This window comes from Gimesia aquarii, assembly GCF_007748175.1.
GTDB lineage: Bacteria > Planctomycetota > Planctomycetia > Planctomycetales > Planctomycetaceae > Gimesia > Gimesia aquarii_A.
In genome coordinates this window covers 1360644-1376137 of sequence record NZ_CP037422.1, presented here as the reverse complement: position 1 = coordinate 1376137, position 15494 = coordinate 1360644, and the positions used below count along the sequence as shown (strand labels likewise).

Annotated in this window: 10 protein-coding genes; 5 read left to right on the top strand and 5 right to left on the bottom strand. The window is 45.7% G+C overall.

Annotated elements, in window-relative coordinates:
• The first annotated feature begins 157 nt into the window (after window positions 1-157).
• From V202x_RS05600 to V202x_RS05590, 3 genes are all read left to right on the top strand, one after another.
• On the top strand, window positions 158-718 hold the full coding sequence (locus V202x_RS05600) for a DUF309 domain-containing protein (RefSeq protein WP_144983624.1): 561 nt from the start codon (window positions 158-160) through the stop codon (window positions 716-718).
• A 75-nt stretch (window positions 719-793) separates the two neighbouring features.
• Complete coding sequence (locus V202x_RS05595) at window positions 794-2248, top strand: sulfatase (RefSeq protein WP_145171994.1); 1455 nt, start codon at window positions 794-796, stop codon at window positions 2246-2248.
• Between the two features lie 622 nt (window positions 2249-2870).
• Entirely contained in the window at window positions 2871-3311 is a 441-nt protein-coding gene (locus V202x_RS05590) for an STAS domain-containing protein (protein WP_145171992.1), read from the top strand.
• A gap of 12 nt (window positions 3312-3323) precedes the next feature.
• On the opposite strand, the gene V202x_RS05585 is transcribed toward V202x_RS05590, so the two are convergent.
• A complete protein-coding gene (locus V202x_RS05585; RefSeq protein ID WP_145171990.1) occupies window positions 3324-4247 on the bottom strand; it encodes an HDOD domain-containing protein in 924 nt (307 codons plus the stop codon).
• Between the two features lie 405 nt (window positions 4248-4652).
• Here V202x_RS05585 and V202x_RS05580 point away from each other — a divergent pair, with 405 nt between their 5' ends.
• The gene (locus V202x_RS05580; RefSeq protein ID WP_145171987.1) at window positions 4653-5711 is read left to right on the top strand and encodes a M42 family metallopeptidase; all 1059 of its coding nucleotides are present in this window, start codon (window positions 4653-4655) and stop codon (window positions 5709-5711) included.
• A 30-nt stretch (window positions 5712-5741) separates the two neighbouring features.
• On the opposite strand, the gene hemL is transcribed toward V202x_RS05580, so the two are convergent.
• Entirely contained in the window at window positions 5742-7037 is a 1296-nt protein-coding gene (gene hemL, locus V202x_RS05575; RefSeq protein ID WP_145171985.1) for a glutamate-1-semialdehyde 2,1-aminomutase, read from the bottom strand.
• Between the two features lie 14 nt (window positions 7038-7051).
• Window positions 7052-8323 (bottom strand): PQQ-binding-like beta-propeller repeat protein, encoded by a 1272-nt coding sequence (locus tag V202x_RS05570; protein WP_145171983.1) that lies wholly within the window; start codon window positions 8321-8323, stop codon window positions 7052-7054.
• 155 nt (window positions 8324-8478) lie between these two features.
• On the opposite strand from V202x_RS05570, the gene V202x_RS05565 reads away from it, so the two are divergent.
• Window positions 8479-10185: an ABC1 kinase family protein gene (locus V202x_RS05565; RefSeq protein WP_232098865.1), complete on the top strand. Its 1707-nt coding sequence runs from the start codon at window positions 8479-8481 to the stop codon at window positions 10183-10185.
• A gap of 54 nt (window positions 10186-10239) precedes the next feature.
• Here V202x_RS05565 and V202x_RS05560 read toward each other — a convergent pair whose 3' ends face one another.
• Both V202x_RS05560 and V202x_RS05555 read right to left on the bottom strand, forming a co-directional pair.
• Window positions 10240-14001, bottom strand: coding sequence for a family 16 glycoside hydrolase (locus tag V202x_RS05560; RefSeq protein WP_145171981.1), 3762 nt, complete (start codon window positions 13999-14001; stop codon window positions 10240-10242).
• A gap of 366 nt (window positions 14002-14367) precedes the next feature.
• Window positions 14368-15432 carry a protein arginine kinase gene (locus V202x_RS05555; RefSeq protein ID WP_144983599.1) on the bottom strand — a complete coding sequence of 355 codons (1065 nt, stop codon included), beginning with the start codon at window positions 15430-15432 and terminating at the stop codon, window positions 14368-14370.
• Window positions 15433-15494 lie beyond the last annotated feature (62 nt).

Here is a 15494-nt window from a genome sequence, read left to right as displayed (position 1 = left end):
CGGAACCTCTTATGAATAAATGAGTTAGATTTGGCTAAATTATCAGGTTTGGTCTAACCAGACAGACTCACTCAATACCGTTACCTCAGCTTTTGTTGCTGAAACGCCTGAGAAACATTTACCTAATTATTTGAAGAGAAATTGGAGATTTAAAAGGATGGTTTATCCTGTTGCTGAAGTTGTGCGTTTATTACCTTCATCCCGGCTACCGGAATATACTTTTGTTCCCGGTAAAAATCTGCCGCATCCTTACCGCGATCCAAAAGGTCACAGCTATGGTAATAAACCCAAACCCCCTAAAGCTCTGACCGAAGATAATTGGGTTGAACATCGTAATTACCTGAATGCCATCGACTATTTCAATCTGGGATTCTATTGGGAAGCCCATGATGAATGGGAGCGCCTGCTGAGAGTATGTGGCCCGGATTCTATTCCTGGTCGGTTCCTCAAAGGATTAGTGAAGCTTTCCGCCGCGGGTATCAAAGTTCGAGAAGGAAGTATCCATGGCGTGCGTCGTCACGCTGCTTCCGCTGGTGAAGTCTTTGCAGACGTTGCAGCAGAATCGAACGCTGACCACTATTGTGGACTCGAACTAACGAAGCTGCAATTTGCAGCTGACCGCGCCGCTCAACTTCGTTATCCCGATGATTTAACGATGGGTGAGCCAATTCGGGTTTTCCCATTCATGCTGGAGCCGGAACCATTTCCGCTCGGTTAAATGGCATGAACCGCTGATTTGATTTTGAAGTTCTAAACTTGATATCCTCGATTCCCAATCAGGCAGGAAACCATTGTGATACGCGTTCAAAGAACATTCTTTAGTTTCGTATGCCTGATTGTGTTTTGTCAACAGGCTCTGCTTGGTGCTGAACCAAAGTCAAAACCGAACTTCATTGTTATTTTTGCGGACGACCTGGGATATGGTGATCTGGAATGTTATGGTCACCCGCGGTTTAAAACTCCCAACCTGAATCAGATGGCGGCTGAAGGGGCACGCTTAACGCAGTTCAACGTGCCTGTTCCCTATTGTGCGCCATCGCGGGCAACGCTGCTAACAGGCCGTTATCCCTGGCGGCATGGTGTTTGGTTTAACCCGGCGCCTGACGGAGGACGGTTTCGGAGTGGAGTCGGAATTGCCAAAAGTGAGCTTTTGCTAAGCGAGTTGTTGAAAGAGAATGGCTATGCCACGATCTGTGTAGGCAAATGGCACTTGGGACATGATCCACAATTTTATCCCACGCGACATGGATTCGATGACTACCTCGGTATTCTCTACTCAAATGACATGCGCCCTGTTAATTTATTTCAAGGCGAAAAAGTGGTTGAATATCCGGTGATTCAAGCCAACCTGACGAAACGTTATACAAACCGTGCTCTTAAATTTATTCGTAAAAACCAGAAACAACCTTTCTTTCTGTATCTACCACACGCCATGCCCCATAAGCCTCTTGCGGCGTCAGAAGCGTTCTATAAAAAGAGTGGGGTAGGTCTGTATGGAGACGTCATCGCCGAACTGGACTGGAGCGTAGGAGAGATTTTCAAAACTCTCAAAGAATTGAATCTCGATGAGAACACATTCGTAATTTTTACATCAGACAATGGTCCCTGGTATGGTGGTCATACAGCAGGTCTCTCTGGAATGAAATCAACAAGTTGGGAAGGGGGGCTACGCGTACCGATGATTGCGCGCTGGCCAGGCAAAATTCCCCCTCAACAAGTCATTGACACTGTATGTGGATCGATTGACATCTTTCCCACTATCTTAAAACAGGCAAATATAAAACTACCAACGGACCGACTTATTGACGGAAAAGATTTGTTTCCTGTACTAACAGAGAAAGCGGATTCTCCCCACACTGCGTTGTACTCCATGAAGGGAAACGCTTTATTTACTATTCGCAGTGGCCCGTGGAAACTACATGTCAAACAATCACTACGTCGGGCACTCAAAACCCAAAGTAAAGACTGGATTGATCCACGGGGTCCTGATGGGGTCACAATTATCGCCCCTTATGAACAAGCCATGCCCAACCAATTCCCAGGACTGGTGAGTGGCGATCAGCCAGCGTCGATGATGTTGTTCAATCTCAAAGACGATCCCGCTGAACAACACAATGTCGCAAAGCAAAATCCGCAAGTCGTAGCGCGACTAAAAAAAATGTATGACGAAATGCACGCGCAGGTTCCCAATCAAATTCGTAATTTCAATAAGCAACCACAGAAGAAATTCTTGCGTCAGAAAAAGTAAGATACGAGTTGTTTATCACAAGTTGTCAATGTCTACATAGATCAAGTCGAAGTTTGCACTTAATTTTTCAAAACTGAATTAGCAATCCTTAGTCAAAACAATCCCGTCCAACCGCATTGATTATTGTAGGCTAATCGTGAATTCCCCTCTGACCTTAAACCCTGTGTTTAAGGTTCTGTAGATTGTTCTTCACCACATCTGCACAGTAACCCCGCTTTTTGTGAGTTAGGTTTTTCGTTCTGAAACGTCGCTCGTCTTTTGTGTTCGCTGTCACCATTATCCAACGCTTGTCAGGTGCCTTTCGTAGATATAATTAGACATTGCAAAGAACTGAAAAGTTGGGTTTGTTGAGTGTTTCAACAGTTGGGTCAGCCATGATGTCTTTTTACACCACATGTTGCCTGGATGTAGAAAAAGCACAACAGTGCCTGTTAAGAGTTTATGAATGTCAGCGGCGATAATTTTTCGTAAGCCTCTTCTTAACAAGGGTTTGTTGACATTGTTAATAGAAAGTAAATGAATCTGGACAAAATTGGTCCGCTCTTTGCGTCTATTCAATGTTCTTAACAGTTCACTGTTTAACAGCTTTGATAGTCAACAAGCAGAAAGAGAGAACGACGGCATGGCTTCAAAACGCGATCGAATGAGCGTCTATGTGCGTGAAGGAGTGACTGTACTGGATTTCGGAACGATGGAAATCTGGGATGGTGCCGATCTGTCCTTGTTGCGAGAGACCCTGGCTCGTTTAGTCGATCAAGAAAAATGTAAATCGATTGGAGTCGAATTGACATACGTAAAATATATTCCGAGCGGTTTTTTCGGGATGCTTTACGATCTCTATGAAAAAGGGATCGCGGTAACACTTTACAGTCCGCAACCAAACGTTGCCAGTATGCTCTGGTTCAAACAGTTCTGTGTGCATACCGAAGACGGACGTTATCTATTAAAAAGTGATTCAGCAATTGATCAGGAAAAACTTTCTGAAGAACAAATTCGAACCGAAAAAGAAAAGTGGGACAAAAGCCTGAAACAAACAAGCGATTATTCCACAACCGTCTCCTGAAAAAAACAGATACTAATTGCTCTCAATTAGAGCTGCATGTTTTTCCAGGCGATTTTTCAGTGAAAGATAATTGCTGGCCGCCGTCGATTCTTCTCTGAGTTCAGTATCAATCTGTTCTGCCATTTCGAAGAGATTAAATTCTTCCCAGGCTTCATGCAATTGAATTAATTGGTTTAACCCATTGGGATCCTGACGGAGCGGGTCCGGGATCAGTGAAGCTACGGTAACTGCTGCTGCAGTTGTTTTGCTCAATTCAGGATGAGTCAGCAGCTTCAATCCTTCATGATGCAAATAGACGGTGCAGATTAACTCATCAGGAAACGACCAGTCTAACATCACATTTGCTGCTGCTTCACAGTGATCCCAGCTAAAATGCCTCCGCTCATATTCATTGATGAGACAAGGATTGCTATCCTGATTGATGGTAAACTGCAGATAGAGGTCGAATAATTCTTTCGATAAAATCGGAAGCAAAAAATCCTGCAACATCGCTGCTGAAAAAGCAATATCTGGATCGACTTTCATTAATCGTGCTACTTCTCGTGCCATCAATGCCCGCTCGAGATTTGTGCTCCAGAAATTCGGTAGATTGATCAGCTTGGAATCATTGGTTGACATAGCCTGCTTTAAGCCAGTCGTAATCAAAAAGAGCTTTGTCGAGCGAATCCCCATCAAAGTGATCGTTTGCTGAATAGATGAAACTTTACGACGTAATCCTAACGCGCTGGAATTCACCATCCGTAATAATTCACAAGAAATTCCTGCATCAGTTTCTATGATCTTACTGAGTTCTTTGGGTGTCGCTTTGGGATCTTCAGACTTTTGTGAAAATTCCATCACCGCTTTCGGTAACATCGGCAGCTTGATTTGAGGAGGTAATGGGCTTTTTTTTCCTTCTCCAATCAATTCCTTACGTAATTTTGTCCAATCAACCATTTTATCCTCAGAGTTTTAATGGGGAGATAACATAACCGATCATTTATTCTTGTCTTCAGAGCCATTCTGATGCTTCACTTCCATCGTGACTTTGAATCGCTCTTTTGGGAGAAGATCTTATATCACTTCTGGACTCTAAATTTGTTCTCAAATCATTACTCAAGCTTAGCTTAAAGATTTGATCAGTGGCTGAATCTTTTTTCTCAAATTTACATCCTTCCAAATAAAGGAGCCCATTTTAAAGCGTTTCAATCAAATGAGCTTTTTTGAGTGCGGATTGAAATTAAATCATAAGTTACTAAAATTATGACACTTACAATCAGTCGACTGATCGTTTCAGATGATGAATATCAAGTATATTCTCCTGTATACAGGTAAAACCCTTCAATTTTTTGGACTCAATTCATGGATGCGCAATCACTCGATTTTTTGAAAAACCTGCTTCATGCTCCCGCTCCTTCTGGATACGAAGGCCCTATCCAAGAGGTTGTTCGTGAATATGTTGGTTCATTTGCTGATGAAGTCACAACAGACTTGCACGGTAACGTCATTGCAGCGGTTAATCCGGATGCCAAAAGACGTGTCATGTTTGCGGGGCACTGTGATCAAATTGGTCTTTTAGTGCAGCATATCGACGATGATGGTTATCTTTGGGCAAACCTGATTGGTGGCTGGGACATTCAGATGTTGCTGGGACAGAACATGCAGGTACACACTGCCTCTGGACCAGTGCATGGCGTCATCGCTCGCAAAGCCATTCACTTGTTAACTCCTGAAGAAAGAAAATCGGTTCCAGAAATTAAAGACCTCTGGATTGACATCGGTGCCAAAAATGGAGACGAAGCACGAGAGCTGGTCGCGATCGGAGATCCTGTGACCTTTGAGCTTGGGTTTCGTCCCATGCTGAATCAGTTAGCATCTGCGCCTGGCATGGACAACCGAGTCGGCGTCTGGGTCGTGATGGAAGCATTACGCCAACTAAGTGAAAAAAAGCCTGAAGTGGGAGTTTTCTCCGTTTCCACAGTGCAAGAGGAAATTGGACTGAGAGGCGCAAAAACCAGTGCATATTCAATTGAGCCTGAAGTGGGAATTGCCGTTGATGTGACACATGCCACGGACTGCCCCACAGTGAGCAAGAAAGAAAATGGAGATATCAAAGTTGGTGGTGGACCAGTCGTTTATCGTGGACCGAATGTGAACCCGGTTGTGTTTTCCTCATTGACACAATTAGCTAACAAAACAGAAATTGCCTGCCAGATAAATGGCATCTCTCGACCTGCCGGAAACGATGCCAACGCAATGCAATTGAACCAGGCAGGTATGGCGACAGGAATCGTGGCCATTCCAAATCGGTACATGCATAGTCCAGTAGAAGTCATCTCGTTAGAAGATCTCGACAACGCCGCAACGTTACTAGCAACGTTTTGCAGGGGCATTGATGAAACGACAGACTTCACCCCTTAAATTTGTACGATCTGTACCTGATCAATGGAATCAGGCGATTTCTTGCAAAACTTCCTCAGCTGCTTGAATGGTTTGATCAATATCATCATCGGTTAACGCCGCTGAGGTAAAGTTGGCTTCAAACTGGCTGCAAGGAAGATAAATCCCCCGATCCAGCATGCCTTGAAAGTATCGAGCGAATCGATCCGTATCATTACGAGCAGAAATCGTATAATTAGTGACTTTGTCTGGATTGAAAAAGAGCGTGTACATGGAACCGCATTCTGCCAATGTATGGGGCAACCCCGCTTTACTGGCAGCAGAAACAAGTCCTTGTGTCAAACGTTGTGTTTTCTCTTCCAGTTGTGGATAGGGGTTGGTTTCTTTCAAACATTCCAAGGTCGCAATTCCCGAAGCCATTGCGATAGGGTTCCCGGAAAGTGTTCCCGCCTGGTAAACCGTTCCAACAGGAGAAATCGTATCCATGATTTCTGCTTTACCGCCATAAGCACCCACAGGCATTCCACCACCAATGACTTTCCCCAACATACAAATATCAGGTGTGATGCCAAATCGCTCTTGCGCTCCTCCTATGGAAAGGCGGAAACCGGTCATAACCTCATCCATGATAAAGACTGTGCCATGTTCTGTACAAAGCGCGCGGATGGTTTCCAGAAAACCAGGTTCTGGCAACACGACCCCCATATTACCGACAACGGGCTCTAGAATCAGACAGGCTATTTGCTCTCCCATTTTTGCAAAAGTCTCTTTGAGTTGATCGAAATCGTTGTACTCAAGCACCAATGTGTCCGAGGTACAACCTTGAGGAACACCGGGACTCGACGGCGTTCCCAATGTCAGTGCCCCACTACCGGCTTGAACGAGTAAACTGTCAACATGCCCATGATAACAGCCCGCAAACTTAATTACTTTATCTCGCCCCGTATATCCGCGTGCCAATCGAAGGACACTCATAGCCGCTTCCGTACCGGAATTCACCATACGAACCTTTTCAACACAAGGTACCAGTTCAGCAACGAGTTCGGCCAGTTCCGTTTCCAGTAATGTGGGTGCACCAAAACTGGTTCCCTTCTTAAGTGCCGCTTCAATTCTGAAGACAACCTGCGGATGACGATGCCCGAGAATATGAGGCCCCCAGGAACCGACGTAATCGATATAGCGATTGCCATCAATGTCATAGAGATACTGACCTTCCCCCCGATCAATAATGACTGGATGGCCTCCCACTGCGCCAAACGCCCGCGCAGGACTATTGACACCTCCGGGTATCACTTTGAGAGCACGTTGAAACTGTTCTTCACTATGCGAACGGCGGCTGGATGACATTATGAAACAAGTCCTTACTTTAAAGTGGCTTTATCAGGCTTTTCTGGAACAGGATTATCCGACTTTAACTGTAAACATTTCAGAGTTTTTTCACTTCGTACAAAGAGGAGACCGTTAGACAAAGCCGGTAGTGCCCGTGTAGTTGAATTCAGAACCTGAGCACGAGCGAGTTCTTTATATTCTTCCTGCGACGCTTCGGCCAATACTAATTTCCCATCTGATTTCATAATAATCAATTTATCATCGGCTTCAATCAAAGTGGCATAACCAAAATCATCTTTTGACCAGAGCACTTTTTTGGATTTTGGATCAAAGCAGAGCAGCCTCGACGAACCAATATCCTGACGCCCATCAATACCAATTAATGTTCCTCCGTATTCAACGGGCGTCGTATATTGGCTGGACATGATTTGACCATTCCGCCAGACTTCACTCGCACTATCACGTTCAGTCTGAACCCAAAGTCCTCCTACGCCATAACTGGCCGTTGCGAATATATACTTTCCGACGACGACAGGATTCGCACCATTCACTGTCGGACCACGTTTCCCGAAAGGAAACTGAAACAAGACGTTTCCATTTCGAGGATCAACGCCCACTAAATGGAGTCGGGTGATAAAGATGGCATAATAACGGCCATGTAAGAATGCAGAAACAGGAGAGGAGTAACTGGCGTCATCCTGCATTGTCTGCCAGAGCGTGATCCCTTTATCCAGAGAAAAAGCAACAATCCCTGCGTTTTTACGTTTTCCCCCAACATTGACGATCAGTTTGTTTTCCACAATGATGGGAGTACTACCAACACCAAAGTAACCTTCGCCCACCTGATAATCCTTGTGCGTATCGCGCATCCAGATCTGTTTACCAGTCTTGAAATCGAGACATTGTAGCTTACCACTGATCCCATAAACGTAAATACGATTGTTATAAATCAGAGGTACCGCAATGGGACCATCATTGGGATTGAATGTGCCCCGGTAATTTACGGGAATCGAATGTTTCCAGATTACTTTACCTGTTTGAGCTTCCAGCGCTTCGACTGTTTCCTGATCTCCAATTCTATGAAATAAAATAGCCACATTCTGAGAAATCGCCAGCCCGGCAAAGCCACTCCCGACCGTGCGCTGCCACTTCGTAATGGGTCCCCCTTCGGGCCATGACTTGGCAAGCGATTCTCCTCTAATATGGCCATTTCGATAGGGACCGAGAATCTGAGGCCAGTCGCCTGCAAAACTGTCAGAAGCCGTGTAGAGCATTATCAACAGGATGTATTTCAGAAAACGCATAATTCCGTCTCCGCGCTTCAAGTTAAATATAAGAAGATGACTACCAGTTCTATTTTAATAGGATAGAGGGTTTGCTGCATAGGAACGTCTGTTATAGTCTGATAAGATAAAAAGTAAAACTGAACTGAATGCAATGCTTACTGATGAGGAAATTCGTGAGGCCGCTTTCTTTGCAGGAGAATCCCTTGGAATCGAACCCACTACGGTTATTAAGAAATCTACGAAGAAGCCGCGAAATCGTAACGGTTCTTGTGAATTATGGTTTTGATGATCTGGTAGATCAATTGGGGCTACGACGCTATTTACGGTGGGGCCGCCGACTTCTATTCTGGAAACGGTCCGAACCGGAAGTCAGATTAACTCGTGCCAAGCGCATTCGGCTTGCTTTAGAAAGCCTGGGTGTCACATTTATTAAATTTGGCCAGGTTGTTAGTACACGCCCCGATCTGATTCCCAAAGATGTTATTCGGGAGTTATCAAAACTTCAAGAACGAGTCCCCTCATTTCCCAGCAACACTGCGATTGAAATTGTCGAACGTGAATTGGAAAACTCGATTGATTCTCTTTTTTCTGAATTTGACCATAAACCACTGGCCGCGGGATCATTGGGGCAGGTACATCGTGCCCGCCTCCATGATGGGACACAATTAGTAGTAAAAATAAAACGTCCTGATATCGATCGCGTCATAGAACAAGATTTAAGTCTGATGTACGAGTTGGCAACGATGATCGAACGCCATTTTCCAGATGCAGAAGTCTTTGATCCGGTCGGTCTGGTCAATCAATTTTCTCGTACAATCCGGCGTGAACTGCAATTTACTCGAGAGGCACGTTCGACTGATGAGTTCTATCGCCTGTTTCAAGATGATGCCACATTGCATGTCCCTAAAATTTTCTGGGATTTGACACAAGGTGATGTCATCACCATGGAATATATCGATGGCTACCGGATTGACGATATTGATAATGGTGAGCAGTTAAAGAACTTGCCAATCAGCGCGCATGATGTCGCGGCAAACGGGGCCCGCATTTTTATGAAAATGACTTTTGAATTCGGAATTTTTCACGCGGACCCTCACCCGGGTAACATTCGAATTCTACCGGACGGCTCCATCTGTTTTATTGATTATGGAATGATCGGAGTTCTGGAAGCGGAACGACGGGATTTACTGGTCGACTTATTATTGAATGTTGCGAAGAAAGACGCTTCACGTCTGGTCGATGTCGTACTGAAAATAGGTAAAACAAAACGAAACGTTGATCATCAGTTGTTACGCGCTGACTTGCGTGATTTCATCGGAAATTATTATGGCATCCCGCTGGATCAGATCAGTGTGGGAAAAATGCTGACTGATTTTATTAATATACTGGCGATCCACCGTATTCGTTGCCCCGTCGATATCATGTTACTGATTCGCGCTTTAATTACACTGGAAGGTGTCGCATCTCGTATTGCTCCCGACTTGAATATCGCTCAGGAAATGGAGCCTTACATCTATCAGATTTCTTCCGAACGTTATCATCCTCGTGCCATCGCTGGACGAATCTGGTCAGATGCCTGTAGCTTGTCAAAGGTATTACATGAACTTCCCGAACAGATTGGCCGAACCTTGGGAAAATTGAGTGACGATGAGCTCAGGATTCAACTGGAACATAGAGGGATCGATCACTTAACAACTGAGATGGATCGATCAGGCAATCGGCTAACCATTGGAATGGTTGTGTCTGCACTCATTTTAGCATCTTCCGTAACAATTCTATCCGATGATCGGCTGGTTTATATCAGCATTCCCATTTTTATGTTGTCAAGTCTGTTGGGAATCTGGTTGATCTACGGGGTCTTTCGGAGCGGGCGACTGTAAAGTCCATTTATCCTTACAATCGCAAATCGAAAAACAACGCGTGATCTTTAATGTTTATTTTTTGTAAACTCGCGATTTCGGATCACCGCCCGACAATAAATACGCGATCAAGTCACGCACCTCGTCAGCGTTGAGTGCATTCAACATCGACTGCGGCATTTGTGAGACAGAGGACGGCAGAATTTCTTCCACTTTGTTTAAAGACACAGCAATCGGTTTGGCTTTTGCATCGGCTGGATAGACAATCACTTTGTCTCCATCTTTGGAGACAAGTCCTGTTAATGTGCGACCATCCTCTGTCACCACAATTGATGACTGGTATTGATCTGAAATGACCTTACTTGGCTCGATGATCGATTCAAGAATGTATCTGGCATCGAACTTATTTTTCACCGTTGTCAAATCCGGCCCCACATCACCGCCAAGTCCGTCAAATCGGTGACATGCGGCACAACGCATCGCGTGGAACAAATTACGACCGCTCTCAAAGCTTGCAGATCGCATCTTGTTACGATTTGTATGCTTGCTCGCTTCTGCGATAGTCCAAGTTTTGCCAGGCCCTTGTGGTGTGGTAATCTCAAAATCGGGTACGGGATTAAAATTCTCACCACTGATATCAGCCAGCGCAGCGCGGTCGGCGTTGCTCAGATAACCGAGGACTTCATCACGCAGATTGCCGAGAAACTTGGCATAGCTATTGCCACCGTGATACTTCGCAGCCGAGTTGATAAACTCGATGTAGCTGCGACGCTGGTCCATGGTCCAGCCTTGACGCAGGTTGCGAAGCATGAAAGCATAGTTAACTTCATGTGTCGGCGGGTGGTTTTCGAGCATCGCGAGTACACGTCCTCCATAGTTTTTATTACGACCCGCGAGTTCGGTCCAGTCCGGTACTTTTGGCTCTCCACGGTTTGCGATGAGATCAATGGCTTTCGAAATGACGTTCGGTGCTTCAAGATAAACCAGAACACGGACCAACTCAGTATTGATGTTCTTATTCTTATTTGGCAAATGCGGATCGAGTGTAGCGATAATCTGCTCGCGTTGCGCGGCTGTCGGTTTGCCGAGACGGATAAAAGTAAGGGCATAAGCGCGGAGGAGGCCGAGGAACTGGGTTTCGCTCAACTCAGCCGGATTTAGTTTGAGGAGCGCCGCAATTTGGGCATCGCGATGCGACTTGTTTCCCATACGGGCAAGTGCAACTGCACTGGAAATTTTGGCCTGGGAGTTTTTCTCTGTAAAGACTCTCTTAGCCCACTGATCAACGGGCTGTGACTCAATCGCGACGCGTGCTGCGTAACGTAGCCAGCGGTCTGAACTGGAAAGATGAGGCCAGGCGGATTCTACTGCAGCAGGGGACTGCTTACCGTGATATGCTTCAAGACTACGACGGAGTTTTCGCGCCTTGGCTCCCGCAATTTCTCCCGACACGGGTTTGGTCGATTTTTTACCAACGTATGTGATGCGGAATAATGCCGACTTGGTGCCACGACCACCGATGGTAAAGTAAAGCGCACCATCGTGCCCAATAATCGCGTCAGTCAATGGAAGTGGTGAGCCATAGCAGAATGCTTCCTGTTCGCCACGGTAACCAGCACCATCCGGGGTAAGATGAATGGCATAAATCGTACCGAACGTCCAATCGAGCGCAAATATCGCATCCTGATATTTGGCAGGAAACTTGGCGCCTAAACCACTGATCACACCGGTTGGAGAACCGGGACCAATATTAACCACGGCTGGCAAGCTGTCTTCGTAATATTCGGGCCATTTCCCAGAACCACTGCGCCACCCGTAATCAGAACCGCTCACTGCACAGTTAATTCTTGTTGGACGATACCAGGGCGTACCGAGGTCCCATTCCATATCGGCATCGTATGTGAAAAGATCACCGAATCGATTGAGGGCAATGTCGTACTGGTTACGATAACCTGTTGAGATAATCTCATGTTGTTTCGTTTCAGGAGAGAATTTGGAAATCCAGCCCCCTGGTGCAAGACGGCCACGCGCATGACCGTTTGCATCCCATTCGCGTGGTAAAAGCAGGTCTTCATCCCAGGTAGGTACGTGCGAGCGAACAATACTGTCTTGTGGTGGTAAGGCAGCGTGATTTCCACCAATGACGTAAAGATGCTCTCCATCCTCAGCCACAATCACGGCGTGGTTGCCGTGCTCTCCCCCACTGCGTTCGCTGGGTAATACTTCGGCTTTATCAAACTGGTCATCACCATTGGTATCGGTCATTTTAAAGAGATTGCCACCATTCCTGTGAAAATAAAGCGCGTCGTTGTGCCAGACCATGCCCTGTGCACCGGAAAGATCCATTTTCAGTTTTTCCACTTCGACCTGCGGTTCTTCATCATGTTTTGTAACAGTAATACGGTAGAGCCCCTTGTCTCCTTGATCGCTCGCCAGTAAGCGGCCTTTGCCATCAGTTGTGAGCGAAACCCAACTCCCTTGTTCATTGCCGGGAACTTCGTAGAGCAGCTCAACCTTGAAATCTTCGGCAACCGTAATCGTCTCTGTGAGTTCTGCAAGGTCGACTCTACCACTACGGCTCGTGATCCCCGGCTTACCCCAGGGACGACTGCCAAAGTTTCCCATTTTTTTCAACTTTAGTTTCCAGGTGGAATCGTCAAAGCTGGCAAGTTTCCAGCCTTTGGCTTTAGAGTCAGAAAGTTTCCAATCAGGAGAGGATGTGATCGACTGTTTTTTTTCGTCGGTAGTTTCGACTTCCAGTTTCAATATAAACGCAGCAACGCCGCCGTTATTTTTGGCCTGAACCGCAATTTGATTTACTCCTGTCTGGACGAACTTTTTCGCATTGCTCAGGATGACAGGGTTGCCCCAATCGGTCGCTGTGCCAACCTCTTTCCCGTTGATCCAAACGGTTGCGCGGTTATCACAAGTGAAATATAAACGTGCTGCTTTGATCGGGTCTGAGACCTCAAATTTCTTGCGAAGGTAGATCGGTTCATTTCCAGTTGGATTCTTAGTACGCCATACCCAAACGGGAGCCGGTTTTTTCGACACCCAGTCATATCTGCCAGGCTTTTTCGATTTGGATACAGTTTTCTTAGACGCGGGTTCCTTTTTCTTGTTCTCAACTGCCGCTTTGAGAACAGCGGTCGCTTCGTCACCGACCAACGGACGGTATTTTAGATCTTTAAATTCGACTCTCATTGGAGGCCCCGCGTGGAGTTGCAATCCCAAAACGCCTTTTGAAAAAGCCTGGGGATGGTCATCGGTCAGATCAATTGTATTGACGCCATTGATCTGATGAACCATACGGTTACCAACGGCAACAATTCGAATTTCGTTCCATTCCCAATCAACGAGTTCTTGTTTTTTATCACCTATCTCTGCAACAACGGTTGGCTTACCTTTTGTACCCGCTTCGACACGTTGGAACCGCTGCGCGATAATCCCTCGCCCGGTTTTCTCACCATACATCATGCCAAAATATTCTGGTTTCGGGTGCAGATCAGCCTGATAACCTTTCAATGCAAAATTTACGGGATCAACCAACTGGCTACGATATTGAATGCCGGAGTTGTTACCTTTGAACCGGACGGTGGCCTTGAATTCAAAGTCCCTTACCTCGCCACCTTGCCAGACGAGGAAGGTGTTCGGTTTGGCCGGTTTTTCTTTCGTCGTTTCACCGACAATAGCACCATCTTTGACGGTCCAAAAACCTTTTTTTCCAGCCCAGCCATCGAGGTCTTTCCCGTTAAAAAGGCTCTGGAACTCTTGTGCGTTTACTGTACTGGTAGTAAATGCGAGTAAGGCAAGAAGAATGCAAATATATTTTCGCATAGTCGTATCCCGATTGAATGGACGAGTTGCTGTTTTTGGGAACTTGTTATCGAAATTCGTGAGGAACGTGGTATGTATGGTGGACGGAATTGATTCCGCCACCTTATTCACTATTTCCCATGTTGGTTAATCCTGGGAAATGGTTTTCTATCTTAGGTTTTCTATCTTAACAGTGTCTCCCATCCCATGTCGAGCACGTTAGTGAATTTCATATGATTCTTTGCGTGGTTTTCTTACATACGAATTGTCACTTCATTTGGTTTCTTTATTAAATGCAATGTCTGTTCTACATTATATGATGGAAGCATTCGACGCTCGAAAAAGCTGCGTGATAACCAAGCTACTTCTAACAGTTTGCAGGATCACTTAATTAGAACCGTTGGAGTCGTTTATCCGATGGCGGAGATAATTAGCGCGCGCAGCGTTACGTTCGCTCGATTCCAACTCTCCTCCCTGCAATTTCTGTAGATGTGCGGGCTGTGTAAAGATAAACATTTCATTGACAGTTGAGATGGGTAACTCTTCAATCAATCCCAGATTCACACCCATTCTCACGCTGGAAAGCAGATGCATTGTTTCTTCTGAGCTGATGGTTTGCGCGGTACTCAAAATACCATAAGCACGAGAGACCTGATCATGCAGCCCCTGGCGATTTTCTTTAATTAATGAATTCCTGACACGTCTTTCATACGAAATGATATTCGGAACAACCTCTTTAATACTATCGATCAACTGACGTTCGGTTTGTCCTAAAGTGACTTGATTGGATATTTGGTAAAAATCGCCCATCGCCTGGCTGCCTTCACCATACAGACCACGAACGGCTAAATTAATTTTCTGTAGCGCCTGAAATACTTTTTGGATTTCCTTTGTGATCACTAATGCAGGCAGATGCAACATGACGCTCACGCGTATTCCAGTTCCGACGTTTGTAGGGCAGGCTGTCAAATAACCAAATTCTTCACTGAAGGCATAGGTCACTTCCTGCTCCAACAGGTCATCGATCTGATTAATGGTCTCCCAGCATTCGTTCAAAGAAAACCCACTTCGCAATACCTGGAGTCGGAGATGGTCTTCTTCGTTGACCATGATGCCGATGTTTTCTTCACTATCTAGACCTACGCCTCGAGGCCCCGAACGCTCTGCATGTTCACGGCTGATAAGCTGTCGTTCCACAATGAACTGCCGATCCAAACTACAAAGTTGGTTCACATCCAGATACGACAGTTTTACATCCATAGGAAGTGAGGTGATAATAGGACGCACGAGTTGTTCGATCTCGCCCAGTGTTGATTCTGTACAGCGATTAATAAAAGGGAATTGCGTAAGGTTTCTGGCGAGTCGAATCCGACTGGACATGACGATATCCGAGTCGGGACCGATTCCTCTCAACCATTCACCACTTGTGCGAGTGAACGCGTCCAAATTCACCCTGCTTCTCCTTTATTAACCCCAATTTATATCAATTTAATCGGTTAGAAATAGTCTCTATC